At 66.4% G+C, this 25,174-nt stretch carries 27 protein-coding genes; 12 read left to right on the forward strand and 15 right to left on the reverse strand.

Annotation, left to right across the window (positions count from 1 at the left end):
- Positions 1 to 51 precede the first annotated feature (51 nt).
- Complete coding sequence (locus ACP156_RS22945) at positions 52 to 468, forward strand: Fur family transcriptional regulator (protein ID WP_425053686.1); 417 nt, start codon at positions 52 to 54, stop codon at positions 466 to 468.
- Positions 465 to 1,358, forward strand: coding sequence for a DMT family transporter (locus ACP156_RS22950; protein ID WP_425053687.1), 894 nt, complete (start codon positions 465 to 467; stop codon positions 1,356 to 1,358). The genes ACP156_RS22945 and ACP156_RS22950 overlap by 4 nt, the downstream gene beginning before the upstream one ends.
- Before the next feature lie 3 nt (positions 1,359 to 1,361).
- Here the strand turns inward: ACP156_RS22950 and mazG are convergent, their stop codons facing one another.
- Positions 1,362 to 2,195 carry a nucleoside triphosphate pyrophosphohydrolase gene (mazG, locus tag ACP156_RS22955; RefSeq protein ID WP_425053688.1) on the reverse strand — a complete coding sequence of 278 codons (834 nt, stop codon included), beginning with the start codon at positions 2,193 to 2,195 and terminating at the stop codon, positions 1,362 to 1,364.
- A gap of 66 nt (positions 2,196 to 2,261) precedes the next feature.
- Here mazG and ACP156_RS22960 point away from each other — a divergent pair, with 66 nt between their 5' ends.
- Genes ACP156_RS22960 through ACP156_RS22970 form a run of 3 tightly spaced genes read left to right on the forward strand, consistent with a single transcriptional unit; the run spans position 2,262 to position 4,898 of the window.
- Positions 2,262 to 3,437: a M20 aminoacylase family protein gene (locus ACP156_RS22960; RefSeq protein ID WP_425053689.1), complete on the forward strand. Its 1,176-nt coding sequence runs from the start codon at positions 2,262 to 2,264 to the stop codon at positions 3,435 to 3,437.
- 3 nt (positions 3,438 to 3,440) lie between these two features.
- Positions 3,441 to 4,403 (forward strand): agmatinase, encoded by a 963-nt coding sequence (gene speB / locus ACP156_RS22965; RefSeq protein ID WP_425053690.1) that lies wholly within the window; start codon positions 3,441 to 3,443, stop codon positions 4,401 to 4,403.
- 51 nt (positions 4,404 to 4,454) lie between these two features.
- Entirely contained in the window at positions 4,455 to 4,898 is a 444-nt protein-coding gene (locus ACP156_RS22970; RefSeq protein ID WP_425053691.1) for a DUF1499 domain-containing protein, read from the forward strand.
- Here the strand turns inward: ACP156_RS22970 and ACP156_RS22975 are convergent.
- A complete protein-coding gene (locus ACP156_RS22975; RefSeq protein ID WP_425053692.1) occupies positions 4,857 to 5,138 on the reverse strand; it encodes a hypothetical protein in 282 nt (93 codons plus the stop codon). The genes ACP156_RS22970 and ACP156_RS22975 overlap by 42 nt on opposite strands.
- Before the next feature lie 83 nt (positions 5,139 to 5,221).
- Here ACP156_RS22975 and prfA point away from each other — a divergent pair, with 83 nt between their 5' ends.
- The 3 genes from prfA (at position 5,222) to ACP156_RS22990 (ending at position 8,028) form a co-directional block, all read left to right on the forward strand.
- Positions 5,222 to 6,271, forward strand: coding sequence for a peptide chain release factor 1 (gene prfA, locus ACP156_RS22980; protein WP_425053693.1), 1,050 nt, complete (start codon positions 5,222 to 5,224; stop codon positions 6,269 to 6,271).
- The gene (gene prmC / locus ACP156_RS22985; protein ID WP_425053694.1) at positions 6,268 to 7,119 is read left to right on the forward strand and encodes a peptide chain release factor N(5)-glutamine methyltransferase; all 852 of its coding nucleotides are present in this window, start codon (positions 6,268 to 6,270) and stop codon (positions 7,117 to 7,119) included. Before prfA ends, prmC begins: the two co-directional genes overlap by 4 nt.
- Before the next feature lie 219 nt (positions 7,120 to 7,338).
- Complete coding sequence (locus tag ACP156_RS22990; protein WP_425053695.1) at positions 7,339 to 8,028, forward strand: DUF4167 domain-containing protein; 690 nt, start codon at positions 7,339 to 7,341, stop codon at positions 8,026 to 8,028.
- A 9-nt stretch (positions 8,029 to 8,037) separates the two neighbouring features.
- Here ACP156_RS22990 and ACP156_RS22995 read toward each other — a convergent pair whose 3' ends face one another.
- The 7 genes from ACP156_RS22995 to lptF form a co-directional block, all read right to left on the reverse strand.
- Positions 8,038 to 8,616, reverse strand: coding sequence for a histidine phosphatase family protein (locus ACP156_RS22995; protein WP_425053696.1), 579 nt, complete (start codon positions 8,614 to 8,616; stop codon positions 8,038 to 8,040).
- Positions 8,613 to 9,455: a 16S rRNA (adenine(1518)-N(6)/adenine(1519)-N(6))-dimethyltransferase RsmA gene (gene rsmA, locus ACP156_RS23000; protein ID WP_425053697.1), complete on the reverse strand. Its 843-nt coding sequence runs from the start codon at positions 9,453 to 9,455 to the stop codon at positions 8,613 to 8,615. The genes ACP156_RS22995 and rsmA overlap by 4 nt, the downstream gene beginning before the upstream one ends.
- The gene (pdxA, locus tag ACP156_RS23005; protein ID WP_425053698.1) at positions 9,452 to 10,432 is read right to left on the reverse strand and encodes a 4-hydroxythreonine-4-phosphate dehydrogenase PdxA; all 981 of its coding nucleotides are present in this window, start codon (positions 10,430 to 10,432) and stop codon (positions 9,452 to 9,454) included. Before pdxA ends, rsmA begins: the two co-directional genes overlap by 4 nt.
- On the reverse strand, positions 10,429 to 11,658 hold the full coding sequence (locus ACP156_RS23010; RefSeq protein WP_425053699.1) for a peptidylprolyl isomerase: 1,230 nt from the start codon (positions 11,656 to 11,658) through the stop codon (positions 10,429 to 10,431). Before ACP156_RS23010 ends, pdxA begins: the two co-directional genes overlap by 4 nt.
- 63 nt (positions 11,659 to 11,721) lie before the next feature.
- Complete coding sequence (locus ACP156_RS23015) at positions 11,722 to 13,908, reverse strand: LPS-assembly protein LptD (RefSeq protein WP_425053700.1); 2,187 nt, start codon at positions 13,906 to 13,908, stop codon at positions 11,722 to 11,724.
- On the reverse strand, positions 13,908 to 15,005 hold the full coding sequence (gene lptG / locus ACP156_RS23020; protein ID WP_425053701.1) for an LPS export ABC transporter permease LptG: 1,098 nt from the start codon (positions 15,003 to 15,005) through the stop codon (positions 13,908 to 13,910). The genes ACP156_RS23015 and lptG overlap by 1 nt, the downstream gene beginning before the upstream one ends.
- Positions 15,002 to 16,147, reverse strand: a complete 1,146-nt coding sequence (gene lptF, locus ACP156_RS23025; RefSeq protein WP_425053702.1) for an LPS export ABC transporter permease LptF — start codon at positions 16,145 to 16,147, stop codon at positions 15,002 to 15,004. Before lptF ends, lptG begins: the two co-directional genes overlap by 4 nt.
- 135 nt (positions 16,148 to 16,282) lie before the next feature.
- Here lptF and ACP156_RS23030 point away from each other — a divergent pair, with 135 nt between their 5' ends.
- Both ACP156_RS23030 and ACP156_RS23035 read left to right on the forward strand, forming a co-directional pair.
- Positions 16,283 to 17,743, forward strand: coding sequence for a leucyl aminopeptidase (locus tag ACP156_RS23030; protein WP_425053703.1), 1,461 nt, complete (start codon positions 16,283 to 16,285; stop codon positions 17,741 to 17,743).
- Positions 17,744 to 17,777: 34 nt separating this feature from the next.
- Positions 17,778 to 18,245 carry a DNA polymerase III subunit chi gene (locus ACP156_RS23035; RefSeq protein WP_425053704.1) on the forward strand — a complete coding sequence of 156 codons (468 nt, stop codon included), beginning with the start codon at positions 17,778 to 17,780 and terminating at the stop codon, positions 18,243 to 18,245.
- Positions 18,246 to 18,332: 87 nt separating this feature from the next.
- On the opposite strand, the gene ACP156_RS23040 is transcribed toward ACP156_RS23035, so the two are convergent.
- The 5 genes from ACP156_RS23040 to ACP156_RS23060 are packed head-to-tail and all read right to left on the reverse strand — an operon-like array spanning position 18,333 to position 21,498.
- On the reverse strand, positions 18,333 to 18,566 hold the full coding sequence (locus ACP156_RS23040; protein ID WP_425053705.1) for an N-(5'-phosphoribosyl)anthranilate isomerase: 234 nt from the start codon (positions 18,564 to 18,566) through the stop codon (positions 18,333 to 18,335).
- 34 nt (positions 18,567 to 18,600) lie between these two features.
- Positions 18,601 to 19,590, reverse strand: a complete 990-nt coding sequence (locus tag ACP156_RS23045; protein WP_425053706.1) for a methyltetrahydrofolate cobalamin methyltransferase — start codon at positions 19,588 to 19,590, stop codon at positions 18,601 to 18,603.
- A complete protein-coding gene (locus ACP156_RS23050) occupies positions 19,587 to 20,249 on the reverse strand; it encodes an HAD family hydrolase (RefSeq protein ID WP_425053707.1) in 663 nt (220 codons plus the stop codon). The genes ACP156_RS23045 and ACP156_RS23050 overlap by 4 nt, the downstream gene beginning before the upstream one ends.
- On the reverse strand, positions 20,249 to 21,175 hold the full coding sequence (locus ACP156_RS23055) for a methylenetetrahydrofolate reductase (RefSeq protein WP_425053708.1): 927 nt from the start codon (positions 21,173 to 21,175) through the stop codon (positions 20,249 to 20,251). The genes ACP156_RS23050 and ACP156_RS23055 overlap by 1 nt, the downstream gene beginning before the upstream one ends.
- 26 nt (positions 21,176 to 21,201) lie before the next feature.
- Positions 21,202 to 21,498 (reverse strand): virulence factor, encoded by a 297-nt coding sequence (locus ACP156_RS23060; RefSeq protein ID WP_425053709.1) that lies wholly within the window; start codon positions 21,496 to 21,498, stop codon positions 21,202 to 21,204.
- A gap of 243 nt (positions 21,499 to 21,741) precedes the next feature.
- Between ACP156_RS23060 and ACP156_RS23065 the strand changes: the two genes are divergently transcribed.
- Positions 21,742 to 22,863 carry a Ppx/GppA phosphatase family protein gene (locus ACP156_RS23065; RefSeq protein ID WP_425053710.1) on the forward strand — a complete coding sequence of 374 codons (1,122 nt, stop codon included), beginning with the start codon at positions 21,742 to 21,744 and terminating at the stop codon, positions 22,861 to 22,863.
- A 26-nt stretch (positions 22,864 to 22,889) separates the two neighbouring features.
- On the opposite strand, the gene ACP156_RS23070 is transcribed toward ACP156_RS23065, so the two are convergent.
- On the reverse strand, positions 22,890 to 23,981 hold the full coding sequence (locus ACP156_RS23070) for a calcium-binding protein (protein WP_425053711.1): 1,092 nt from the start codon (positions 23,979 to 23,981) through the stop codon (positions 22,890 to 22,892).
- A gap of 382 nt (positions 23,982 to 24,363) precedes the next feature.
- Here ACP156_RS23070 and ACP156_RS23075 point away from each other — a divergent pair, with 382 nt between their 5' ends.
- The gene (locus ACP156_RS23075; protein ID WP_425053712.1) at positions 24,364 to 25,065 is read left to right on the forward strand and encodes an RlmE family RNA methyltransferase; all 702 of its coding nucleotides are present in this window, start codon (positions 24,364 to 24,366) and stop codon (positions 25,063 to 25,065) included.
- Positions 25,066 to 25,174 lie beyond the last annotated feature (109 nt).

Consider the following 25,174-nt stretch of genomic DNA (forward strand, 5'->3'; position numbering starts at 1 on the left):
GTTCCGCCCGCGACGCAGTTCGCCTAAGACAGCCGGCACGAGGAGCATGCCGTGACCGAGACGATACTTCAGCGCTGCGAGGCCAAGGGCCTGCGCATGACCGGCCAGCGGCGCGTGATCGCGCAGGTGCTGGAGGCCTCCGACGACCACCCGGACGTCGAGGCGCTGTACTCGCGCGCCAGCGAGGTCGATCCGCGAATCTCGCTTGCCACCGTCTATCGGACCGTGAAGCTGTTCGAGGAAGCGGGCATCGTCGAGAAGCTGGAATTCGGCGACGGCCGCGCCCGGTACGAGGACGCCGACCGCGAGCATCACGACCACCTGATCGACATCCATTCCGGCGAGGTGATCGAGTTCTGCGACCCCGAGATCGAGGCGTTGCAGGCGAAGATCGCCGAGAAACTGGGTTTTGAACTGCGCGGCCATCGGCTGGAACTGTACGGCGTTCCGAAGAAGCCACGGGAATGAGCGTCGAGGCGCATCCCGACGCATCCGCCTCGACCAACGGCATCGGGCTGATGGTGCTGGCGATGGCGCTGCTGGCGGTGTCGGACATGTTCGTGAAGCTGGCGGGCGGCACCCAGCCGCCGGGGCAGGTGATGTTCCTGCTGTCAGTGGGCGGCACCGCCTTCTTCGTCCTGCTCGCCCGGTTGCAGGGCGCGCGGGTCTGGGACCGGCGGTTCTGGTATCCGTCCGTGGTGCGGCGCAACTTGTTCGAGATCGTCGCCGCCTTCGGGCTGGTGCTGGGCCTGACCTATGCGCCCCTGTCGCTGGTGGCGGCGCTGATGCAGACCACGCCGCTGATCGTGACGATGGGCGCGGCGCTGATCCTCAAGGAACCGGTCGGCCCCCGCCGCTGGGCCGCCGTGCTGGTCGGGCTGGCGGGCATGCTGCTGGTGGTCCGGCCGTGGTCGGCCGACTTCGCGCCGTCGGCGGTGTTCGTGCTGGTGGCCGTGGTCGGGCTGGCGTTCCGCGACCTTTACACCCGGCTTTGCCCACCCGAGGTGCCGTCCGTAACCCTGTCGACATGGGGCTTTGCCGCCACCATGCCCTTCGGTCTGGTGCTGATGCTTCTGATGCGCGAAACGCCGGTGGTCAGCGGGATCGGGCTGGCCCATGTGGCGGGCGCCATCGTGGTGACGACCACCGGCTACTATGCCGTGACCTCGGCCATGCGCGCGGCGCCGGTCGCGGTGGTGGCGCCGTTCCGCTATACCCGGCTGATCTTTACCACCGGGCTGGGGATGCTGGTGTTCGCAGAACGGCCCGACACGCTGACCTACGTCGGCTCGGCGATCATCCTCGCGGCGGGGCTTTACACCTTCCTGCGCGAGCGGCAGTTGGCGCGGCGGCGCTAGGGGCTAACCCTTCGCTGCCGCCTTTTCCTCGGCCTTCGCCGCGTCCCACAAAGCGTCCATCTCGTCCAGCGTCGAGTCCGCCGGGGTCTTGCCGCGTTCCGCCAGCAGAGCCTCGATCCGGGCGAAGCGGCGGGAGAACTTGGCATTCGCGGCCCGAAGCGCCGCCTCGGGGTCGACGTCAAGGTGGCGGGCGAGGTTGGCGGCGACGAACAGGAAGTCGCCCATTTCCTCTTCGACCTCGGCCTGCGAAAGCGTATCCCGCGCCTCGGCGAGTTCGTGGGCCTCTTCGGTCAGCTTGTCCAGCACCTGCCCGATATCCGGCCAGTCAAAGCCCACCCGCGCCGCGCGTTTCTGAAGCTTCAGCGCCCGCAGCAGCGCCGGCAGCCCGATGGCCACGTCGTCCAGCACGCCCTTGGCGCCCTTGGCGGCCCGCTCGGCGGCTTTCACCGTCTCCCAGTTCACCGTCTGCGCCTCGGGGCTGTCGATCCCGGTCTGGTCGCCGAACACATGCGGGTGACGGGCGACCATCTTGTCCGACATGGTGTCGGCGACCTCGTGGAAGTCGAACAGCCCGCGTTCCGACGCCATCTGCGCGTGAAACACCGATTGAAACAGCAGATCACCAAGCTCGCCCTTCAACTCGCCCCACGCCTCGCGCTCGATGGCGTCGGCGACCTCGTAGGCTTCCTCGATGGTGTAGGGGGCGATGGTGGCGAAGTCCTGCTCGATGTCCCACGGGCAGCCGGTGTCGGGATCGCGCAGCCTGCGCATGATCTCCAGCAGGCGCGGCAGGCCTCCCTTCGGGTCATGCACAAGCGTATCGCTGTCTTTCGCCATTGTCGGCCCCCCGGATTTCTGGAATCGTCGCCGCCGTTATCCGACAGCCGAGCCGGGAGAGTCCACATGGCCATCGTCAATCGCATCGGCGACTTCGCCGAAGAGATGAAGGAGTGGCGTCAATGGCTGCACCGGCATCCCGAGCTGGAGTTCGACTGCCACAACACGGCGGCTTTCGTGGTTGAGAAACTGAAGGCCTTCGGCGTCGACGAGATTCATGAGGGCATCGCCACAAGCGGCGTGGTCGCGATCATCGAGGGGCAGGGCGCGACCAGGGACGGAGGCCCGGTGATCGGCCTGCGCGCCGACATGGACGCGCTGCCGATGGCGGAAGAGACGGGGCTGGACTATGCCTCTGAGGTGGCGGGCGCGATGCATGCCTGTGGCCATGACGGCCACACCACGATGCTTTTGGGCGCGGCGAAGTATCTGGCCGAGACGCGCAACTTCCGGGGCCGCGTGGCGCTGATGTTCCAGCCGGCCGAGGAACAGGGCGGCGGCGGCGGCGCGATGGTGTCCGAAGGCGTGATGGACCGCTTCGGCATCGGGCAGGTCTACGCCTTGCACTGTGCGCCGCAGTACGAGACGGGCACCTTCCACACCAATCCCGGCGCGCTGATGGCGGCGGTGGACGATTTCATCGTGACGGTGACCGGCAAGGGCGGCCATGCCGCTACCCCGCACGAAGCGGTGGATCCGATCCCGGCGGTCGCCGCGATGGTGCAGGCGGCGCAGGCCATCGTGACCCGCGCGACAAACCCGATGAAGAACCTCGTGATCTCGATCACCCAGATCCACGCCGGCAGCGCTCATAACGTGATCCCCGAGGTCGCGACCTTCGCGGGGACGATCCGCAGTTTCGATCCCGAAGTGCGGTCCGGCACCGTGGCGCGGTTCCGCGAGCAACTGGCAGGGATCGCCGCTGGCTACGGCGTGACGGCGGAACTGGAACTGATCGAGGGCTATCCCCCCACGATCAACACCGCCGAAGAGACCGCCTTTGCCGCCTCGGTCGCCGCCGAGGTCGCGGGCGAAGGCAACGTGGACACCGACGCGCCTGCTGAAATGGGGGCCGAGGATTTCTCGTTCATGCTCGAGGCGCGTCCGGGGTCCTACCTGTTCCTCGGGCAGGGCGACGGCCCGTCGGTGCATCACCCGAAGTTCGATTTCAACGACGAGATCGCGCCCGTTGGCGCCTCGTTCTTCGCGCGCCTCGTCGAGCGCGCCCAGCCGGTGGAGTGACCCATGGGACTTGAAGACGCCAAGACGCACGCCGACCGCGCGGTGACCGCCGAAGGGTTCCGGGGCCATTCGTTCGAGAACACCTTCTCCGGCGCGCCGTCCTTCCTGCGCCGGAAGTATTCCAAGGACCTGACCGGCGTTGACATCGCGGTGACGGGCATTCCCTTCGATCAGGCGGTGACCAATCGCCCCGGCACCCGGCTGGGACCAAGGGCGATCCGCGAGGCGAGCGCCCTGCAATCACCCGACGCGCCTTATGGCTGGGGCTTCGATATCATGGAGGAATTCGCCATCGCCGATTACGGCGACATGCCCTTCGATTATGCCGCGCCCGCGCTGATCCCGCAGGTGATCGAGGCGCACGCGGACAAGATCCTGTCGCAAGGCGCGGCGATGGTGACGCTGGGCGGCGACCACTCGATCTCGCTGCCGATCCTGCGGGCGCATGTGAAAAAGCACGGGCCGTTGGCGCTGGTGCAGTTCGACGCCCATACCGACACTTGGGCCGATGACGAGACCGCGCGCTTCGACCACGGGACCGGCTTCTACAAGGCGGTGAAAGAGGGGCTGATCGACGTCGAGCACTCGGTGCAGATCGGCATCCGGACCGACAACCCCGATACGCTGGGCATCACCGTGATCGACGCGCCCGAGGTACATCGCGTGGGTCCCGCCGCGGTGGCCGCGCAGGTGCTGGACGTGGTGGGGGACGCGAAGGCGTATCTGAGCTTCGACATCGACTGTCTCGACCCCGCCTTCGCTCCGGGCACCGGCACGCCGGTCTGGGGCGGGCTGTCCAGCGCACAGGCGGCGGCGATCCTGCGGGGCATCGCGGGGGTGAACCTTGTCGGCGGCGACATCGTGGAAGTCTCGCCGCCCTTCGATCCGGCGGCGATTACGGCGGTGGCCGGGGCGCATGTCGCGACCGAGATCCTGTGTCTGTGGGCGTGGACCCGGCGGGGCTGACGGCGTGGGGCGACGGTTGCCTCGCGCCGCCTTCGGGCTAACCTCGATCGCATGAAAACGATCCTCGCCCTTGTCGTCCTGCTGCTTGCCGCCGCGATGGCCTATGTGCGCCTTGCGCCGACCGACCCCGACGCCTGGCACGTCGACCCGCTGAAGGCCCCGGACCCGGGCGAGGGTGGCGTCCTGCTGCACCCCGACGACAGCAAGTTCTACCCGCTGCCGCCCGCCTCGCTGCTGGCGGCGTTCGATCAGGTCGCGCGCGAGGAACCCCGCACAACTCGGCTTGCGGGCAGCGTCGAGGACGGGCGCATCACCTACGTGGCGCGCTCGCTGGTCTGGGGTTTCCCGGATTACATCACCGTGGCCGCCGTACCAGAGGGCGAGGGCGCGCGGCTGGCGGTCTATTCCCGCCTGCGTTTCGGACGCGGCGACATGGGGGTGAACCGCAAGCGGCTAGACCGGTGGCTGCATCGTCTTGATGCGGTCGTAGAGTGACACGCCCGGACAGCCGTCCTGTATCCGCCGCCATGTCGGGTTGTTCAGCGACATATCGCACCGCGCCATCCAGGTGTCGCAGCCGGCGGTGATACAGATCACATCGCCCAGTTCCTTCCGTCCGCCAGTCGCATCGGTGCAGTAGTATTCCACCCCCGGCAACGGCTGGTAGCCGCTGAAGGCCTCTTGCGCCATGGCAAGTCCCGGCGCCAGCAGTAGGAAGGCGAACACGCGAAACATGACGTTAGGGTAACCCATTCACGACCGTCTGGCGAGATGCGGCGTATCTTGACGCGCACGCGGCTTTCGGCGACATGCCTGCCATGGTTCCTATGGAAAAACTGGCCCAGATCCGGGAGCGTTTCGAGTATGTCGAGGCGCGCATGTCCGCGGGCTCTGGCGACATCGCAGCGCTGGGGCGCGAATATGCCGAACTGAAGCCGGTGGTCGAGCAGATCGCCGACTATCGCCAGCTTCTCGATGACATCGCGGAAGCCGAGGCGATGCTGGACGACCCCGAGATGAAAGCGCTGGCCGAGGAGGAACTGCCCGACCTGAAGGCGCGGCTGCCCGAGGCCGAGCAGGCGCTGCGGGTGGCGCTTTTGCCGAAGGACAGCGCCGACGAGCGGCCCGCGATCCTTGAGATCCGGCCGGGTACCGGCGGCGAAGAGGCGGCGCTGTTCGCGGGCGACCTGCTGCGGATGTACCAGCGCTATGCCGAGGACAAGGGCTGGCGGTTCGAGATCATCGAACTGCAAGAGACCGAGCTTGGCGGCATCAAGGAACTGGTCGCCAACATTCAGGGGCAGGGCGTATTTGCCCGGCTCAAGTACGAAAGCGGCGTCCACCGGGTGCAGCGTGTGCCCGCCACGGAATCGGGCGGGCGCATCCATACCTCGGCGGCCACCGTCGCGGTGCTGCCAGAGGCGCAGGACGTGGATATCCGGATCGACCCCAACGACCTGCGGATCGACACCATGCGGTCTTCGGGCGCGGGCGGGCAGCACGTGAACACCACCGACTCGGCGGTGCGGATCACCCACATTCCGACCGGGATCGTCGTGACGTCCTCGGAAAAGTCGCAGCACCGCAACCGCGAGATCGCGATGAACGTGCTGCGGGCGCGGCTGTACGACGCCGAACGGCAGCGGATCGACAGCGAACGCGCCAGCGACCGGAAAAGCCAGGTGGGCTCCGGCGACCGCTCGGAACGCATTCGCACCTACAACTTCCCGCAGGGCCGGATGACCGACCACCGGATCGGGCTGACGCTGTACAAGCTGGATCAGGTGATGCAGGGCGATCTGGACGAGATCGTGGATGCGCTGATTTCCGACGATCAGGCGGCGAAGCTGGCCGAGATGGAGGCGTGAGCCCCACCGCGCGCGACGCTCTGGCCGAGGGGATCGCACATCTGCGCGACGCCGGGATCGACACGCCCGAACGCGATGCGCGGGCGTTGCTGGCAGGCGCCATGGGCATCCCGCGCGACCGGCTGTCGTTGGAGCTTGGGCAGCCCCTTTCGGAAAGCCAGAAAGGCATTTACGGGCAGATGCTTGCCCAGCGTTCTTCGCGCAAACCCGTGGCCAAGATCCTTGGCCGCAGGCTGTTCTGGGATCGCTGGTTCGAAGTGACCGCCGACACGCTTGACCCTCGCCCCGAAACCGAAAGCCTGATCGCGCTGGCGTTGGAAAAGCCCTTCGCCAATCTGCTGGATCTTGGCACCGGCACCGGCTGCATCGCGGTGACGCTGCTGGCGGAACGGCCCGGCGCGCGCGGGGTGGCGACCGATGTGTCAAAGGCGGCGCTGGCGGTGGCGGGCCAAAACGCGGCGGCGCATGGCGTCGCGGATCGCCTGAGCCTGCAGGTCAGCGACTGGTTCGCCGATGTGACCGGAACCTTCGATCTAATCGTGTCAAACCCGCCCTACATCGCCTTGGACGAAATGCCGAATCTGGCCCCCGAGGTGCGCGATCACGACCCGGAAGGCGCGCTGACCGACCACGGCGACGGGCTGTCCGCCTACCGCACCATCGCAGCCGCCGCGGCCCGCTTTTTAAGGCCCGGCGGGCGTCTTCTGGTCGAGATCGGCGCCACGCAGGGCGAACTGGTGCGGGAAATATTCACGGCCGCCGGCCTTGACGCAGTCGACATCGGGACCGATCTTGTTGGCAGGCACCGCGTCGTCTCGGCACTAATGAAGGGTCAGAGCGACACATAGGTGCAGAATCCGGCTCGGATTTACCGGATATTGCGACTTTTGGCTTGTCATATGCAGAATCCCGTGCTTACTCGGGGACCAAGCGGGCGGTGGGACGCCGTTAAGGCTCCCCCTCGCCGACAAGCCTAAAAATCGTCAGGCCCTTGGGATAGACCCACCGCGAATAGGCGCGGCGCGGCCAGGCAGAGCCAGAACAATCAGGCTGGAAATAGAGACAGTATGAGATCGTCCAAGTCACGTTCGCGCAACAAGCAGCGCAACAGGTCCGTTGGCAACATCGTCAACCGGGTGTTCGACAGCTCGGGGCCCGAGGGCAAGGTGCGCGGCACGCCGCAGCAGATCATCGACAAGTACAATCAGCTCGCCCGCGATGCGCAGCTTTCCGGTGACCGCGTGGCCACCGAGAACTTTCAGCAGCACGCCGAGCACTACACCCGCATGCTTGCCGAGGCGCAGCGCGAGCAGGACCAGAAGCGCGAGCAGCAGGACCAGCAGCAGCGCGACCGCCAGCAGAACAACGGTGGCGGCAACAACAACAGCCACAACAACCGCAATGACCAGCAGCCGCAGGGCGACGACAATGCTCAGGGCGGCGGTCACGGTGGCGGTCAGGCAGGGGGGCGCGATCAGCAGCCGCAGGCCGAACAGCCGCAGCAGCAAAAGCCCTCGCGCGGGCGTTCGCGTCCGAAACCGGCCGAGGCCGAGGTGGCGCAGTCGGGTGGCGACAATGGCGATGTGATCGACTTCGGCAACGACGGCGACAGCGGCCTTGTCGAGACGCCGGAAAGCAAGCCGGAACCGAAGCCCGCGCGCAAGCCGCGTGCCCGCAAGCCGAAGCCGACCGAAGAGACCGGCGACAGCGGCAATAACGGCGAAGAGCCCGCATCCGACGCGACCGCGGCCGAGTAAGGCCGCGCGTCAGTCGATGTCCGGTGCGATGTCGCGCCACCCGTGCAACAGGCGCTTCTCCGGCCAGGTGAAGCGATAGGCATTGCCTCCCGCGCCGCCGGGCTGATCCTCGGCGCGGTCGATGGCGACCCCCTTCAGATGACACAGCAACAGCGCGCCGACGCCGCCATGGGCGACGATGAGCGGGCGCCTGGCGTCCGTGGCGCAGACTCGCGCCAGCGCCGCCACGATGCGGGACTGCGCCGCCCGGGCGGTTTCCCAGCCGCGATAGCTTTCATCGGGGTGGGCAAAGAAGGCGTCGGCGGCGCGCTCGAACTGCTCTTTCGGCATGAAGCCGGTGGCCGAGCGGTCGTTCTCGCCCAGTTCCGGGTCCATCTGCACGGGCAGGTTCAGCGCCCCCGCGTAGATATTCGCCGCCTCGATGGCTTTCCGCTCGGTGCTGCACCAGATCGCATCGGGCCCGGTATCCAGCGTCTGTGCGTGCCGCCCATGCCGCGCGGCGCCACGGTCGGTCAGGCCCCAATCCGGCACGGGCACATCGGGGTCGATGCGGACATCGGCGTGGGTGACGAACAGGACCTCGATCACGTCCCGGCCACGGCGCGGGCGAGGGCGCAGAACCGTTCCAGATCGACCTGCTCGGCGCGTTCGGTGGGTTCGATCCCGGCGGCCAGAAGACGGTCCTCGATATCCGGCGCCAGTCCCTTCAGCGAGGCGCGCAGCATCTTGCGGCGCTGATTGAAGGCGGCTGCGGTGACTTTCTGAAGCACATCCGCGTCGGCATCGAACTTCGGCGCGGGCAGGGCGGTCAGATGCACCACGGCAGACCGGATCTTGGGCGGCGGGGTGAACGCTTCGGGCGGCAGTTCCATCGCGATCCGCGTCTCACAGCGCCACTGTGCCAGAACCGCAAGGCGGCCATAGGCCTTGGAGCCGGGCTGCGCCACGATGCGCTGCGCGACTTCCTTCTGGAACATCAGCGTCAGGCTTTGCCAGTACGGCGGCCATTCGGTCGGCGTCAGCCAGCGCACCAGAAGCTCGGTGCCGACGTTGTAGGGCAGGTTGGCCGCCACCCGGATCGGCGGCGTCAGATGCGCCAGCGGGTCGACCTTCAGCGCGTCACCCTCGATGACTTGCAACCGGCCCGGATAGGCCTCGGCGATCTCTGCCAGCGCGGGCAGGCAGCGCGCGTCCTTTTCCACCGCCAGCACCCGCCGCGCGCCGGACGCAAGCAGCCCGCGCGTCAGCCCGCCGGGGCCGGGGCCGATCTCCAGCACGTCACATTCGCTCAGGTCGCCTGCGGCGCGGGCGATCTTGGCGGTCAGGTTCAGATCCAGCAGAAAGTTCTGCCCCAGCGACTTCTTCGCGCGCAGGTCATGCGTCGCGATCACCTCGCGCAGGGGCGGCAGGCTGTCGATCGCGCTCATGCCGCGACCTTTCGCGCCGCCGCCATCCGATGCGCAAGCCGCAGCGCCTCGATCAGGCTGGTGGGGTTCGCGATGCCCTGACCCGCGATGTCGAAAGCGGTGCCGTGGTCGGGCGAGGTTCGGATGAACGGCAGACCAAGCGTGACGTTCACGCCCCGGTCGAAGTCCAGCGTCTTGATCGGGATCAGCGCCTGATCGTGGTACATGGCAACGCAGGCGTCATAGCGGGCGCGGGCGGCTGCGTGAAACAGCGTATCGGCGGGGTGTGGACCGGTGAGGGCCATGCCCTCGGCCTTCAGCTTCTCGATCACCGGGGCGATCAGCGCGGCGTCCTCGAAACCCATGGCGCCGCCTTCGCCCGCGTGGGGGTTCAGACCGGCCACGGCGATCCGGGGCGCGTCAAAGCCGAAGTCGCGCCGCATCCCGGCGTGGGTGATCCGCAGGGTGTCTTCCAGCAGGTCCGCCGTCAGCGCCTTCGGCACGTCGGCAATCGCGATGTGGATCGACGTCGGCACGACGCGCAGCTGGTCCGAAGCCAGCATCATCACCACGCGCTTCACCCCCGCCAGCGCGGCGAGATACTCGGTATGACCGGGATAGGCGAAGCCCGCGCCGTCGATCAGCGCCTTCTTGTGGATCGGGCAGGTACAGACCGCCGCCGCAGCGCCGGATCGTGCAAGGTCGACCGCGCGGGCGATGACGTCGATCACGCCCTGCGCGTGAGCCGGGTTCGCGGTGCCGGGCGTGACGGGACCGTCGAAGGCATGCGGCAGCACCGGCATCGCCTCGGCGAAGACGCCGCCCGCCTCGGACGGGTCCGCGATCACGGCCGTCAAAGCGCCGGCGGGCAGGTGAGACGGGTCGCCGATCCAGAAGAACGGTTCATCCCCCGTGCGCAGCGCCTGCCACGCGGCCACCGCGATCTCGGGGCCGATCCCCGCCGGTTCGCCCACCGTCAGGGCGACAGGCGTCGTCATTGCTCGACGATGTAAGCGTCGGCGCGCAGCTCGGAGAGGTAGCCGTCAGCGTAAGAGGCAAGCCGCTGGTTGATCAGCTGCTGGCGGATCTGCTCGCGGTCGGCGTCTTCCGCAAGGGCGGTCGTGCGGCCGCACAGCATCAGGAACACCAGCGCCTGACCGTCCGAAGTGGTCAGCGCGGTCGAGACCTCGCCCGTGTCCAGCTTGGCCAGTTCGATGGCCACGTCACCGGCGATCTGCTCGACCGGGAGGGTGTCGCGCAGCAGGCGCTCGGGCGGCTGGCCCTTGGCGATACCGTACAGGTCGTCGCAGGTGTCCACTTCGCTTTCGATCCGCGCGGCTTCGGCCAGCGCCTTCTCGGTGCGGCCGCCGGGGATGAAATAGCGGGCGAACTCGATGGCCACCGGGTTTTCGGCGGGGGCGCCTGTTTCCTCGATGGCGCGCAGCTGGAACAGCGCGATGGCATTCGGCACCGGGATCGGCGCGGTGACCTCGCCGGGCGCAAGCCCGAGGATCTGCGACCGCAGCGCCGGCGGAAGCTGCGACAGCGGCATCCAGTCCTGACGCCCGCCGACATCGCGCGAGGGCGCGGCGGAATACTGGCGCGCGGCATTGGCGAAGCCGCCGATGGTGGTGATCTGCGCGATCTCCGAAGCGCGGCGCATCGCGGTGGCCTCGGCCTCGGGGGTGTTCGCGGGCAGGAAGATCTCGGACAGCAGGACGCGCACGCCCGAAGTGCCGGGGCCGGCCATGGCCATGGCGCGGTCGATCTCGGCCTCGGTCACCTGCGCCTGCGGGCCGAACTGCGACCGGACGACGCCGCGCCAGATCACACCGGCCCGCACGAAGTCGTAAACGGTCTCGCGGTCGACGCCGGCCTGCGCCATCGCGTTCAGGAACTGCTCGGCCGACATATTGGCGCGGCCCGCGAATTCCTCGATGCCCGCCTGAAGCTGTTCCTCGCTGGCGGTGACGCCCAGCCGAACCGCGGCGTCCAGTTGCAGCCGCTCGTTGATCAGCGTCTCGTAGGCCTGCTCTGCCGGGTCGCCCGGCGCGCGCAGGATTTCGAAGAAGCGGGTGCGCTGGTTCAGTTCGTAGACAGTGACGACACGGTCGTTCACCTTAACGATCGGCGCGAAAAGGTTCTGCGCCAGCGCGGCGGGTGCGGTCAGCACGCTCAGCAGGCTGGCGGCCGCGATCAGTGTCACGGTCAGGAGGCGGGGCATCGGCATGGTCGGTCTTCCGTCTGCTCTGTCTTTCAGGGGGCCTTCCGCGCGGGACATGCCGCGCTAGCCCTTCACTTCGGCACAGCTGCGGGCGTAGGGGCGCCCGTCCCGGCCAAAGCCGGCAAGCGCCACGGTCAGCCCCACATCCGTCGCGGGCTCCACATTAGTCGAGGACGTGAACTTACGCGAGAGGGAAAGCGCCACCGAGACGCACTCGTTCCGGTACGCAAGCCCCACGTTGGCCTTCGCGGCGCTGTTGGACACGAAGTCGTAGGTATAGCCAAGGTTGCCGGTCCAGTGCCGGTCGAACTCGTACCCCAGCGCCATCGTCCATTCCGAGACGTCGTCGGTCCGGCCCTCGGCGGCGGCGGCCTCGACCCAGATATACGAGGTCGAGGCGGTCACCTTGCGCCCGAACCACGTCAGCCGCGATTCCGACTTGGTGAAATCCAGCGTGTCGTCGAACAGGGACCGGTTGGTCAGGCTCAGCCGGTCCGATACCTCGATCCGGGTGGCGACCAGCCAATCGGATGTCGCGCCTTCAAGCCCCGAAGCGCCGCCGAACACGCCCGGATCCTCGGTCCGGTACACGCGGCCCATCGACAGGGCGTATTCCCGGCCGGAGGGCGTGAAATGGGTCCACGCGAAGCCGATGGTGGCCCTCAGCCCGGTCTCGCGGGCGTCCTTGCCGGGGAAGCGGCTTAGCGCCAGCAGGTTGCCCTCGTCGAATTCGACCAGCGAGCTGTCCTCGACCGGCACGGTGTCGCCGTAGCTTTCGGACCATGCAAGCTGCACGACGGGCTGGATAATGTCGCGCCCGCCGTTCGCGGCGGTCCGGCCCATCGGCCAGCGCAGTTCGGCGGCGGCGGCGGGGGTGATGCGGTACAGGCGGTTCTCGAAGCCCGCGTCCTGCCCGACGATGTAGAAATCGCCCGCCACCGCCAGATCCGTCCGCGCGATCATGCCGTTGCGCAGGGTCCAGTCGCGGAACCAGCCCACTTCGACCGTGCTGCGCAGAACGTCGCGCGACAGGCATTCCGCTGCCGTCAGCCCGGCGTCGGTGCAGGCCTGTTCGAGATCGGCGGACACCGCGTCCGCCTCGCGCTCGTAGCCCTGCACGTCGAAGCCCAGCGTCGCCTGACCGCCGAAAAGACGCGGCAGGCGGCGAATGTAGGTGCCGCGGATCAGGTTGGTGGCCAGCGTGTCCTCGATCGGAACCTCGCTGTCGCGCAGGGTGCGCAGGGTCTCGATGCTGGCCGCGATGTACTCGTCGCGGCGGGTCCGCGAAATCTCAACCCCGTTCGACAGGCGGTCGGCGTCGGAATAGTCGTAGGTTTCAAGATAGCCGTTGTCCGACACCAGTTCGATATCGAAGCGCAGCTTGAAATCGCCCGGCAGGTTCGCGCGTCCGCGCCCGAACAGGTAGGCGCGGGTCTCGTCCCGCAGGATGCTGTCACGCGACACGGCGCCGTTCAGTACGATGTCGCCCCACGTGAAGGCGCGGCGGAAGCGGGCCTCCAGCGTGTTGGTCTCTTCCGAGATGAAGGGCGCCAGCGTCAGGTCGGTGTGATCGCCCATCGTGATGAAATACGGAACCCGGATGCCGAACCCCAGTTGCGAGTTCTGCCGCAGCGTGGGGATCAGAAAGCCGGTGGCCCGGCGCAGCGACGGGTCGGGCAGCCGCATCCGCGGCAGCCACAGGACGGGGATGCCCGCGACCTCGAAGATGGCGTTGTCGAAATACAGCTGGCGCTCTTCCTGATCGTGGACCACCCGCTCCGCCCGGATCTGCCACAGAGGCGTGGGGTTCGATGCGCAGACCTGACAGGAAGAGGCGACGGCCTTGTAAAGCTGGGTATAGCGGCCCTCGACCCGCTCCAGTTCCGCGGCGGCCACCTGCATCTGTTCCTCCAGCACCACCCGTGCGCCGCGCATGATGCCGTCTTTCAGATCGCCCGAAAGCTCTGCGAAGGTGGCGGTCACGATCTGGCCGGAGGACTCGATCAGCGTGATCGGCCCGAAGATCTGCAGTTCGTCCGCGGCCTCGTCATAGACCAGCCGCTCGGCCAGCAGGCGCTGGCCTTCGTAGAAGATCTCGACATTGCCCGAGGCCTGCACCGTGTCGGCGCCGTCGAACGAGACGTTGTCGGCGATCAGCGTCGCCATCTGCGCCTGCGCCGACTGCAACGGCTGGACAAGGAACCAGCCCGCCAGCAGAGCAACGGTCAGGGGACGGAACACGCGGCGCATCATCCGTCCTCCAGGTTCAGCAGGATGCCCATCGACAGGATCACCGCCGCCACCGGCACCGTCCACGCGGCAAGGCCCACGGGAAGCTGGCCGCTGTTGCCGAGGATCTGCGCGAAGTTGCGCAGGAAATAGATCGCGAACCCCAGCCCGATCGACAGCAGGACCATCAGCCCGGTGCGGCCAAAGCGCGTATGGCGCATGGTGAAGCCCGCCGCGACCAGCACCATCGCCGCCAGCATGACCGGAAGCGCCAGTTCCATCTGCAGCCAGACCCGGTGGCTGCGGGCCGAGAAGCCGGCGCGTTCAAGCTGCTCGATATAGCCCGGCAGTTCCCAGATCGGCACGCTGGCCGGGGTGCCGAAGCTGTCCTGGATCTGCTCCGAAGTCAGATCGGACGGGATCGTCATCGTCTCTTCGACCATCGCGTCCCGCTCGGGATTGTCGCTGTCGGACAGGTCCCAGACCTTCGCCTGCGTCACGTTCCATTCGCCCGGTGTCAGACCTGCGCTTTCCGCCTCGATCCGGCGCCGGGGCAGGCCGTCGCGGTCGAAGGCAAGGAAGGTCACGCCGAACAGCACCGTGCCCTCGAGATTGGCGCGGTCGGCGTGGATCACCGTCTGCCCCTCGGGGCCGCCCTGCCGCAGCCACAGCCCTTCCTGGCTGACCGACAGAACCGACGCGTCGTTGCCCGACAGCCGGCCTGCAAGGATCTCGTAATGCTTCTGCGTCGAGGCGACGATGGGGTTGAACACGGCGACCGAGAAGGCGCCGATCAGCAGGGCCACCGTCACCGGCGCCAGCAGGCTGCGGATCGCCGACCGGCCAGAGGCACGGGTGATGACCATCTCGGAACTGCGCGCCAGCGACAGAAACAGCGTTAGCGTCGCGAGGATCACGATCAGCGGCAGGATGGTGTAAAGCCCGGCGGGCATGTTCAGAAGCGTCAGCTTCACGATGGGTACGAAGCCGACGGTGCCCGCCTCGAACTGGCGCACCTGCTCGACCATGTCGATCAGGAAATACAGCCCCACGAACACGCCCAGAACCATCAGGAACGACCACAGGAACCGGCGCGCGATATAGAAATGCAGGATCATGCCGCCACCCCGGCGGCGGCGTCCGCCGTCCGGTCGCGGCGCACGAACAGGCCGGGCCGCGCGCTGATCCACAACAAAGCCATCGTCAGGGCGAAGCCGATCAGCGCCGCGCCATAGGTCAGCGGCCACAACGAGGGGTCGCCCCGCGCTATGTCGGCGAAGGTGTTGTCGATGATCTTGACCACCACGATGGCGATCACCGCGCCAAGGATCTGCCGCCAGCGCCCGAACCTCGAGAAGTTGCCCACCAGCATCGCCGCAAAGCCCACCAGCGCCGCCGCCACCGCCAGCAGCGCCTGCGAGATCCGGCCGTGGCCTTCATAGATCATCTGGCCCGCGGTGCGCCGGGTCTCGGCCTCAAGCGCCGGTGTCGGGTTCAAAAGTTCCAGCGTGCTCAGTTCCTTGATCCCGCGCTCTCCCGGCGTCAGCGCGCCGATGAAGCTTGAGATGTCATAGGACAGGTCCGAGAAACTGGTGGTCGCCAGCCGCCCGCTTTCGACGTTCAGCGCCTGCGCCATGCCGTCGAACATCACCAGCTTCGGCCCGGTGTCCGAGCGCAAGAGCAGCGCGCGGCTGGCGGTGTAGGTCACATGCTCGCGCCCGCCGCTGCGGTCGGACAGGAAGACATCGCGCAACTCGCCGTCGACGGTGATCTCGCGGATGTAAAAGGTGATCCCGTCGGTGGGGTGCAGGAACTGCCCCTCGCTGAGAAGGCGCGCGGTGATGTTCTCGGAAATCTCGGCCTGCCGCTGTTCCAGCCGGGTGATCGACAGCGGCACCAGCAGATGCGTCAGCACGGACAGCAGCACGCCCACGATCAGCCCATAGGCAAGAACCGGCCGCATCATGCGGTAAGGCGAGAAGCCCGTGGCCTGAACCACCACCAGCTCGCTTTCCGACGACAGCCGGTTCGCGACATAGACCGAGGCGGCGAAGACGGCGATGGGCAGCACGATGCGGATCACGTTCGGTAGCGACAGGGCTGTGAACTCGAAGAACACGCTGGCGGACTGGCCGTTGGCGATAAGCTGATCGAACAGCACGACCGCGCGATTCACCCAGTAAACCAGCACCAGCACGAGTGCGAAGAAGCCGAACAGCATCAACAGCTGCGACAGGATATATCTGTCAAATCTCGCCAAACTTTCCGACCGCCGACTGCCCTTGAGGGGTTTTTCCAGCCACCTTAATGCAGTTGCCGGGGCGGGAAAACTGATAACTGGCAAATGCCGGGTGCGGGGGATAGGTAAGGTGAAACCCTACCAGGAGACGCATGTATGACCGCCCCCATTTCCCTTGATGTCACCGCCCTCGACCTTGACGCGCTTGCCGGTTTCGAAGGCCGTGTCGTGCTGTTCTGCGAGCCCGACGGCAAGCTGTCGCAGCCCGCGCGCCGGGTGAACCGGCTGACGAAAGGCGCGCTGGAGCGGTTTCTGGGGTCGAAGGCGTTCGAGAGCCTGAAGGAAGGCGATGCGGCCGACCTTGCGTTCCCGGTGGGGATGGCCGCCGACGCGGTGCAGGTGGTGAAGCTGTCGCGCCGCGCCGATGCGTCGGAGGCGCGCAAGGCAGGCGCCGCGGTAGGCCGCACCAAGGGCCACAAGGCCCTGCTGCTGGTCGCGGGCAACCTGAAATCGGTCGAGGACGTCATGCTGGGCGTCGCCCTGCGCGTCTATGACTTCACCGCCCACCTGACCAAGGACAAGGACGCCGAAGGCGGCGTGACGGTGATGGTCTCGAAACCCGAAGAGGTCTCGGCCGAGGGCGTGCTGGCGCTGGCCGAAGGCGTGTTCTTCACCCGCGACCTTGTGAACGAGCCGTCGAACATCCTGACCACCACCGAATTCGCCGCACGGCTGGAAGGGCTGAAGGATCTCGGGGTCGAGGTCGAGGTGCTGGAAGAGGACGAACTCGAGAAGCTCGGGATGCGCACGCTGCTGGCCGTTGGGCAGGGCAGCGAAAGCCCGTCGAAGGTTGTGGTCATGCAGTGGAAGGGCGGTGCCGACGAGGCGCCCTTCGCGCTGGTCGGAAAGGGCGTGGTGTTCGACACCGGCGGCATCAGCCTGAAGCCCGCGGGCGGCATGGAAGACATGACGATGGACATGGGCGGCGCGGGCGTCGTGTCGGGCGTGATGAAGACGCTGGCGCTGCGCAAGGCCAAGGCCAATGTCGTGGGGCTTGTGGGCCTTGTCGAGAACATGCCGGACGGCAAGGCGCAGCGTCCGGGTGACGTGGTGAAATCCATGAAGGGCGACACGGTCGAAGTGATCAACACCGACGCCGAGGGCCGGCTCGTTCTGTGCGACGTGCTCTGGTACACGCAGGAACGCTTCAAGCCCACGGGCATGATCAACCTCGCCACCCTGACCGGCGCGATCATCATCGGGCTGGGGCACGAGATGGCGGGCGTTTTCTCGAACGACGATGGCATTGCCGACGCGTTCCTGAAGGCCGCGAAGGCCGAGGGCGAGGGCGCGTGGCGGATGCCGCTGGCCCCGGCCTACGACAAGCAGCTGAAGTCGCGCGTCGCGGACATGAAGAACGTCGGCGGCCGTCCCGCGGGCTCGATCACCGCGGCGCAGTTCCTGCAGCGCTTCGTGAAAGAGGACGTGCCGTGGATCCACCTCGACATCGCCGGTGTGGCAAGCGTCGCGGCGGGAACCGAGTTTGCCCCCAAGGGTGCGACCGGCTGGGGCGTTCTGGCGCTGAACCGGTTGATCGCCGACGGTTACGAAAAGTGAGCTTTGCCGCGTAACGCACTGACAGGAAAGCCGGATGGGCGCCGCCTATTTCTACCACCTGACCCGCGCGCCGCTTGAGGCGACGCTTCCGACGCTCTTGGACCGCGCGCGGCAGGCGGGCTGGCGGGTGGCGGTGCGCGGACGGTCGAAGGACCGGATGGTCTGGCTGGACGACAAGCTTTGGTTGGGGGGAGACGAAGGTTTCCTCCCGCATGGGCTGGCGGGCGGTCCGTTCGACAAGGACCAGCCGGTGCTGCTGACGACCGAAGCCGACAGCCCGAACGGGGCGGCCTGCGTGATGGCGGTGGACGGGGCCGAGGTCACGCCGGAAGAGGTCAACACGCTGGAAAGGGTGTGTATCCTGTTCGACGGCAACGACCACACGGCGGTCGAAATCGCCCGCGACCAGTGGCGAAAGCTGACCGGCGCGGGCTGCGCGGCGCAGTACTGGAGCCAGGAAGACGGGGCCTGGGCGAAGAAGGCGGAAAGCGGCGGAAGTTGACAGGGACTTCTGGAAGACCCTGTTGCGCATGAATTTCTAGAAATTCATGCACTCCACGATCTTCTAGAAGATCGTGATTCTAGATGCTTAGCAGATGATCTTCACCGGCTTTGGGCAGCAGGCGATCACCAGTTGGTCGCTGCATTCGATCATGTGAAACCCGCGCCGCCGTACCTCAAGCTCCAGCGTCGCCACGCCGATCTCGCGCTCGACATCCGCCAACCGGCGTCGCACCACGCCGCCGCTCATCGCCGCGCGGCTGCGAAAGATCTGGTCCAGCCAGTCCTGTCCGATGGGTTTCTCGACGATCCGGTTCCGCATGGCCGGATCGTCGCAGACATTGGTTAAGCGGGCCTTAACCCGCGCGGCGCCGCCCGCCACGGCGACCGCCCCGGCCGCCGCCCGCCGACATCGCGGCTTTCGAGGCGTCGACGAAGCTTTCTCCGCCGTCGACCGCGTCCAGCACGCGGGAGAACTTGATCCATTCGCCGCCGTTCGGGTCGTTGTTCATCAGGAAGTTGGCGGCGCGGATCGCCTCCATCTCGACCGACCGCACCGGGTTCATGATCGCCGAGGTCATGCCCGCGCAGATCGCCATCGGCAGGAAGGCCGCGTTGATCCCGTGGCGATGCGGCAGGCCGAACGAAATGTTCGACGCGCCGCAGGTCGTGTTCACGCCCAACTCGTCGCGCAGGCGGCGGACGAGGGTGAAGACCTGCTGCCCGGCGGACGCCATCGCGCCCACCGGCATCACCAGCGGGTCCACCACGATGTCATGCGCGGGAATGCCGAAGTCGGCGGCGCGTTCGACAATCTTCTTGGCCACCGCGAAGCGCACGTCGGGATCTTCCGAAATGCCGGTGTCGTCGTTCGAGATCGCCACCACCGGCACGTTGTATTTCTTGACCAGCGGCAGGACCAGTTCCAGCCGCTCTTCCTCGCCCGTCACCGAGTTCAGCAGCGGACGCCCTTCGGCCATCGCCAGCCCGTTCTCCAGCGCGCCGGGCACCGACGAGTCGATGCAAAGCGGCACGTCGACCGTCGCCTGTACCTTCTCGATCAGCTGCTTCATCAGCATCGGCTCGACAAAGTTGTTGTCGGCGTAGCGCGGGTCCTCGGCCATCTTGTTGGTGAAGACCGCGCCAGAGTTCACGTCCAGAACCATTGCGCCGCAGGCCACCTGTTCCAGCGCATCCTTCTCGACGGTCGAAAAATCGCCCATCTCAAGCTCTGCCGCCAGCTTCTTGCGGCCGGTGGGGTTGATGCGCTCGCCGATGACGCAGAAGGGCTCGTCAAAACCGATGGTGACGGTCTTGGTCTTCGACTCGACGGTTGTGCGGGTCATGTGAGGGCTCCTGTGGAAAGGCCGAGCAGCGGCTCGAGCGCGGGGTCTTCGTAATTACGGATGACGTGGTGTGCGCCGTGGTGGCGCAATTCTTCGTCGGACAGGGTGGTGGACAGGCCGATCACCGTCGCGCCCGAGGCGCGGGCGGCCCGCAGGCCCGAGGGGCTGTCCTCGAAGGCCAGCGCCCGGGCCGGGTCGGCGCCGATGCCAGCGGCGGCGGACAGGTAGACGTCGGGCGCGGGTTTGACGTTGTCGACATCGTCGGCGCTGACCACGGTGCCGAAACGATGGCGCAGGCCGATGGCGTTCAGCATCGCCTCGGCATTGTCACGCGGTGCGTTGGTCGCGACGGCGACCGGAACGCCAGCGGTGGCGGCGCGATCCAGCAGCCGCACCAGCCCCGGCATCGGGTCGACCGTCACGCCGGCAAGGCTTTCACGAAACCGGCGCTCTTTCTCCACGTCCATGCGGTGCGGATCCTCGGACGGCAGCAGTTCCGAGAAGACCTGGCTGTTGTGACGCCCGTGGATATGTGTGCGGTAGAAGGCCTCGTCGGCCTCAAGCCCGTATTCGGCGAGCAATTCGATGAACACCGCGCAATGCAGCGGGTCGCTGTCCAGCAGCGTGCCGTCGAGGTCGAACAGGAAGGCCGATGGCATCAGTGCGCCACCTGCACCGCTCCTGCGGTTCCGGCGCGGCTGTTGGTGTATTCGGCGCAGGTCTTGATGCCGCCCAGCGGGAAGAAATGCACCTGCTCGATGCCGAAGCCGGGATTCACGGCCTTTTGCGCGGCGAGACCGGCCAGCACGTCGTCGGGCTCGTAGGGCAGCACCAGCTTGGTCACGTCCATCGCGCGCTTTTGCAGCACCTTCAGCGAAGGTCCGACGCCGCAGGCGATGGCGAACTTGATCAGCGTTTGCAGCTTCGCGGGACCGGCGATGCCGATGTGGACGGGCAGGGCGATGCCCTCGGCCTGCAGGCGGTTCGCCCAGGCGATGATCGGGTCCGCCTCGAAGGCGAATTGCGTGGCGATGGCCATCCGGGCGTCGGTGCGTTCCGAGAACGCCTGCTTCCAGCGCAGCGCATCGGCGACGTTGCGATCGGACCCGTCCGGGTCGATGTCCTTGTTGCCCTCGGGGTGGCCCGCGACATGCAGGCGCTTGAAGCCCGCCTTGTCGAACAGCCCGGTCTCCAGCAACTGCATGGACGAGTGGAACTCGCCATGCGGCTCGGACACGCCGCCCGCCAGCATTAGCGCCTGATCGACACCGGCCTCGCCCTGATACCGGGCAATCCAGTCGGCAAGCGTCGCCTTGTCCTTGATGATCCGGGCCGGGAAGTGCGGCATCACCGGATAGCCGTCTTCGGCAAGACGCTTCGCGGTGGCGACCATCTCTTCGATCGGAGTGCCCTCGATATGGGCGATATAGACGCGGGTGCCCTCGGGCAGCAGCGCCTTGAAATCCTCGACCTTGGCGGCGGTGCGGGGCATGACCTCGATCGAATAGCCCTGCAAGAACGCACGAACCTCCGGGCCGCCGGTCCGGGGTTCGGTGTCTTTCCTGCGGAATTTGAGCAATGCCATCACGGCCCTCCCTAAGTCTCTCGGGCTCATGCCCATCCGTCGTTCTCGATCAGGGCCTTCAGCCGGCCGCTGTCGTACTCGGCATCAAGGCGCGCGGCTTCCGCCGTCGCGGCCTCGTCGTCGGGCGCATCCACCTCGTAAGGCTCTCCCTTGCGCCACTCTGCCAGATAGGCGTCCGTGTCCCGAGCGCCAACTTTCATCGCCGCCCGGTCGATCGCCTGTTCGAAGCGTTCGGGCAGCGGGGCCTTGGCGCCGCGGCGCCCCTTGCCGACGATCACCTGCGCGGGGATGTCCCGCCAGTAGACGATTGTGACACGGGCCATGCGCGATTCCTTCAGCCTGATTTGGTTCTACGCGCGAGCCTGCCCTGATTTGCGGCGGATTTCGACACTCGATGCGCGTGATGCGACGGATGCCCTGGTGCCTATCCCCTTGGCACCGGACCCGAATGCGCGGGTTGCCGAATAATTCCTCATGACAAACATGTGTGCCGGCGGCTGCTTTTCCTTGCTACTCGCATGCGCGCCCCATACTCTTGATCTCAACCAGAGTTGGAGGGCGGTATCATGGCGCCCAAGCGTCCTGCCGGTGGTGGGGGCGCGCTCCCGGGGCCTGTCCCGGTCGAGCCACCCGCACCGGCACGTCCGGATCCGGCGGAACTGTATGCTGCGCTGGATCTTGGGACGAACAGTTGCAGAATGCTGATTGCCCAACCCAAGGGCAGCCAGTTTCACGTGGTCGACAGCTTTTCCAAGTCGGTGCAGCTTGGCGCCGGGTTGGAACGGTCGGGCCGCCTGTCGCGCGCCTCGATGGCGCGGACCGTGCAGGCGTTGAAGATCTGCAAGCGCAAGCTGGTAAAACACGACGTCCGCCGCATGCGGTTGGTCGCGACAGAGGCGTGCCGCCGGGCGACCAATGCGGGCGAGTTCATGTCCTACATCCGGAACGAAACCGGGCTGGCACTGGAAATCATCGAACCCGAGGAAGAAGCGCGGCTTGCCGTGGTCAGCTGTGCGCCGCTGGTGTCCACCAAGACCGAACAGTTGCTGGTGGTCGATATCGGGGGCGGCTCGACCGAGCTTGTGTGGATCGACATGACGCAGGTGCCGCGCCACGACAGGCCGCGTGCGATCATGCGGCTGCACAGCGGCTTCAAGCCGACGGAAAGCCCGTTCGCCCATGCGAAGGTGGTGGACTGGATCTCGGTGCCGCTGGGGGTGGCGACGCTGCGCGACCAGTTCCACGACGTCGACGACGACGCGGCGCGCTATGCGCTGATGAGCTGGTTCTTCGAGGAAAAGCTGATCGACTTTTCGCCCTACGAGCAGATCCAGCAGAAGGAAGGCTTCCAGATCATCGGCACCTCGGGCACCGTGACCACGGTTGCGGCCAGCCATCTGGGCCTGAAACGGTATGACCGCAACAAGGTCGACGGGCTGCGGATGACCTCGGACCAGATCGAGAAGGTGATCCGCGACTATCTTGCCCTTGGCCCCGCTGGCCGCCGGGCCGACCCGCGCATCGGCCGCGACCGCCACGCGCTGATCATGTCGGGCGCGGCGATCCTGCAGGCGCTTTTGCGGGTCTGGCCGACCGACCGGCTGTCGGTCGCCGACCGGGGCCTGCGCGAAGGGCTCCTCTATGCGCAAATGAGCCGCGACGGCGTGCTGGAGGACGGCGCCTACTAGGAAAGCGCCGTCCGCCCGTCCTGTCTTTACACGAACACGTTGTCCACGAAGGCCGCCATGTCGGTCGCGTCGGTGGTTTCGATGACCGCCAGCAACGCGCCGTCATGCTCGATCAGAACGTCGGCGCCGTCCTGCGTTGCGCTCAGCGTGCCGGTGACGTTCATGAACGACAGCGTGTCGCCCTCGGCAAGATCGAAATCCGTAACCGTGTCGACGCCGGTCCCGGCGTGTTTGACGTTGAAGACAAACGTGTCCGCGCCGTTTCCGCCTTCCAGCGTGTCCGCGCCCTTGTCGCCGTTAAGCAGGTCGGCGCCGTTTCCGCCGTGCAGATCGTCGTCGTCGCCGCCGCCGTAAAGCGTGTCGTTGCCGTTCGTTCCCATCAGCGTGTCGTTGCCGCTGTTGCCCAGCAGGACATCCGCCTTGCCCCGCCCAGAGATCAGGTCGTCGCCGTCGTTGCCGGCGATCGTGTTGGAAATCCCCGGCACGCCGGAAAGCTGATCGTCCTCGCTGGTGCCGGAGATCGTGTATTTGATCGCGTTCCCGTCCGCATCCAGCAACGAGACCGAACTGGGCGAGCCGCCGCTGAACTCGGTTGCCGAAAGAAGATCGGCGGCCGAGAAGGTGCTTCCCCGCGAGCCGTTGATGACGGCGGTCAGCTCGCCGTCGATATACAGCTCGATGTTGCCGTCGACGGTCTCTTGGAACACAAAGGAATGCCCGCCGGCGTTTGACAGCTCCAGCGTGTCGTCGAAGGTCATCCGGCGCAGAGAGCGGTCGATGTCGAAATCGGCGATTTGCTTTACGCCGTCTCCCGCCAGATTGGCATTGATCACAAAGGTATCGTTGCCGTTGCCGCCGCGAAGCGTGTCGTTGCCCTTGTCGCCGCTCAGCGTGTCGCGCCCGTTCCCGCCGCTGAGATAGTCGTCGCCCGCGCCGCCATACATCTCGTCATGACCGTTGCGACCGAAGAGCACGTCGTTGCCCTTGCCGCCCAGCAGCAGATCGTTGCCGCCCCGACCGAATATGAGATCATTCCCACCATTACCGGCGATAGAGTTGTCCTCGGCCTTTGTGCCGAAAAGCATCTCACCCGCACTTGTGCCTCTGATAATCGCCATCTTAGCCCCCTTCACAAGAAATCAATCGGTAACCAACCGTTGTTGCATCCGTTTATTGGGCGGTTTATTTTGGGAATTGGAAGTTTATATAATATTATGGCCTTAAGTATGTAATGGATATTTACTATTGCAGCGAGTGTTTCTGCTTTCTTTACTCAGCGTTTCCACGGGAATTTCGCCGGATTTACAACTTCCGATAGTATAACGTCGAAAAGTATTGAATTCCTATGTGATTGCCACTTTCTGCCGCCTGTCGCTGGCACCGCCGCTGAATCCGGCAATTCGGGTGGACGGCGGCTGTATTCATGGCGCATTCTCCGGCTTTCCGAATCACATCCGCCCGTCGCGGCGGAGCCTGCTGGATCAGATCGAGGGATCAGTCGTGGCGAAGAAGACATCCGGCCGCGGAGAGCGGGACCTTCGGGTCAAAGTGAAGACGGCGCGGGGACGCAAGCTGTCTTCGACGCGCTGGCTGGAACGGCAGCTGAACGATCCCTACGTGAAACGCGCGCAGGCCGAGGGCTATCGCGGTCGCGCGGCGTTCAAGATCCTCGAACTCGACGACAAGTTCCGTTTCCTCGTGCCCGGCGCGCGGGTGGTGGACCTTGGGTGCGCGCCCGGCGGCTGGTGTCAGGTCGCGGTGAAGCGGGTGAATGCACTTGGCGAGAAGTCGGGAAAGGCGGTGGGCACCGTGCTGGGCGTGGACCTGCAAGAGGTCGAACCGATCCCCGGCGCCGAGATCCATCAGCTCGACTTCATGGAAGACGGCGCGGACGACAAGGTGAAGGACTGGCTGGGCGGCCCGGCCGACGTGGTGATGTCGGACATGGCGGCCTCTGCCTCGGGGCACAAGCAGACCGACCACCTGCGGATCGTCGCCCTGTGCGAAGCGGCCGCGGAACTGGCCTTCGACGTGCTGGAGCCGGGCGGCACATTTGTCGCCAAAGTGCTGGCGGGCGGAGCCGAAGGCAGCCTTCAGACGCTTCTGAAGCAGCGGTTCGACAAGGTCGCCAACGTCAAACCGCCTGCAAGCCGGTCGGATTCCTCTGAGAAATTCGTCGTCGCCACGGGGTTCCGCGGCTGAAACAATGCCGGTGCAACCCTTGGGTGCGCCTAGGAAATTGTTTCTAAGCAGGCATCAATGCGGTGCAATTCCGGCACTGCGGAGGCAGGGGTGGTTCTTCCATCGCCCG

It is taken from the genome of Psychromarinibacter sp. S121, assembly GCF_049801035.1.
In the GTDB taxonomy this organism is placed as follows: Bacteria; Pseudomonadota; Alphaproteobacteria; order Rhodobacterales; family Rhodobacteraceae; genus Psychromarinibacter.

Excerpts from the sequence above, each read along its gene's own strand:
- ACP156_RS22950 (WP_425053687.1), top strand. The coding sequence starts at position 465 with ATGAGCGTCGAGGCGCATCCCGACGCATCCGCCTCGACCAACGGCATC.
- mazG (WP_425053688.1), bottom strand. The coding sequence starts at position 2,195 with ATGGCGAAAGACAGCGATACGCTTGTGCATGACCCGAAGGGAGGCCTG.
- ACP156_RS22960 (WP_425053689.1), top strand. The coding sequence starts at position 2,262 with ATGGCCATCGTCAATCGCATCGGCGACTTCGCCGAAGAGATGAAGGAG.
- speB (WP_425053690.1), top strand. The coding sequence starts at position 3,441 with ATGGGACTTGAAGACGCCAAGACGCACGCCGACCGCGCGGTGACCGCC.
- ACP156_RS22970 (WP_425053691.1), top strand. The coding sequence starts at position 4,455 with ATGAAAACGATCCTCGCCCTTGTCGTCCTGCTGCTTGCCGCCGCGATG.
- ACP156_RS22975 (WP_425053692.1), bottom strand. The coding sequence starts at position 5,138 with ATGTTTCGCGTGTTCGCCTTCCTACTGCTGGCGCCGGGACTTGCCATG.
- prfA (WP_425053693.1), top strand. The coding sequence starts at position 5,222 with ATGGTTCCTATGGAAAAACTGGCCCAGATCCGGGAGCGTTTCGAGTAT.
- ACP156_RS22990 (WP_425053695.1), top strand. The coding sequence starts at position 7,339 with ATGAGATCGTCCAAGTCACGTTCGCGCAACAAGCAGCGCAACAGGTCC.
- rsmA (WP_425053697.1), bottom strand. The coding sequence starts at position 9,455 with ATGAGCGCGATCGACAGCCTGCCGCCCCTGCGCGAGGTGATCGCGACG.
- pdxA (WP_425053698.1), bottom strand. The coding sequence starts at position 10,432 with ATGACGACGCCTGTCGCCCTGACGGTGGGCGAACCGGCGGGGATCGGC.
- ACP156_RS23010 (WP_425053699.1), bottom strand. The coding sequence starts at position 11,658 with ATGCCCCGCCTCCTGACCGTGACACTGATCGCGGCCGCCAGCCTGCTG.
- ACP156_RS23015 (WP_425053700.1), bottom strand. The coding sequence starts at position 13,908 with ATGCGCCGCGTGTTCCGTCCCCTGACCGTTGCTCTGCTGGCGGGCTGG.
- lptG (WP_425053701.1), bottom strand. The coding sequence starts at position 15,005 with ATGATCCTGCATTTCTATATCGCGCGCCGGTTCCTGTGGTCGTTCCTG.
- ACP156_RS23030 (WP_425053703.1), top strand. The coding sequence starts at position 16,283 with ATGACCGCCCCCATTTCCCTTGATGTCACCGCCCTCGACCTTGACGCG.
- ACP156_RS23035 (WP_425053704.1), top strand. The coding sequence starts at position 17,778 with ATGGGCGCCGCCTATTTCTACCACCTGACCCGCGCGCCGCTTGAGGCG.
- ACP156_RS23040 (WP_425053705.1), bottom strand. The coding sequence starts at position 18,566 with ATGCGGAACCGGATCGTCGAGAAACCCATCGGACAGGACTGGCTGGAC.
- ACP156_RS23045 (WP_425053706.1), bottom strand. The coding sequence starts at position 19,590 with ATGACCCGCACAACCGTCGAGTCGAAGACCAAGACCGTCACCATCGGT.
- ACP156_RS23050 (WP_425053707.1), bottom strand. The coding sequence starts at position 20,249 with ATGCCATCGGCCTTCCTGTTCGACCTCGACGGCACGCTGCTGGACAGC.
- ACP156_RS23055 (WP_425053708.1), bottom strand. The coding sequence starts at position 21,175 with ATGGCATTGCTCAAATTCCGCAGGAAAGACACCGAACCCCGGACCGGC.
- ACP156_RS23060 (WP_425053709.1), bottom strand. The coding sequence starts at position 21,498 with ATGGCCCGTGTCACAATCGTCTACTGGCGGGACATCCCCGCGCAGGTG.
- ACP156_RS23065 (WP_425053710.1), top strand. The coding sequence starts at position 21,742 with ATGGCGCCCAAGCGTCCTGCCGGTGGTGGGGGCGCGCTCCCGGGGCCT.
- ACP156_RS23070 (WP_425053711.1), bottom strand. The coding sequence starts at position 23,981 with ATGGCGATTATCAGAGGCACAAGTGCGGGTGAGATGCTTTTCGGCACA.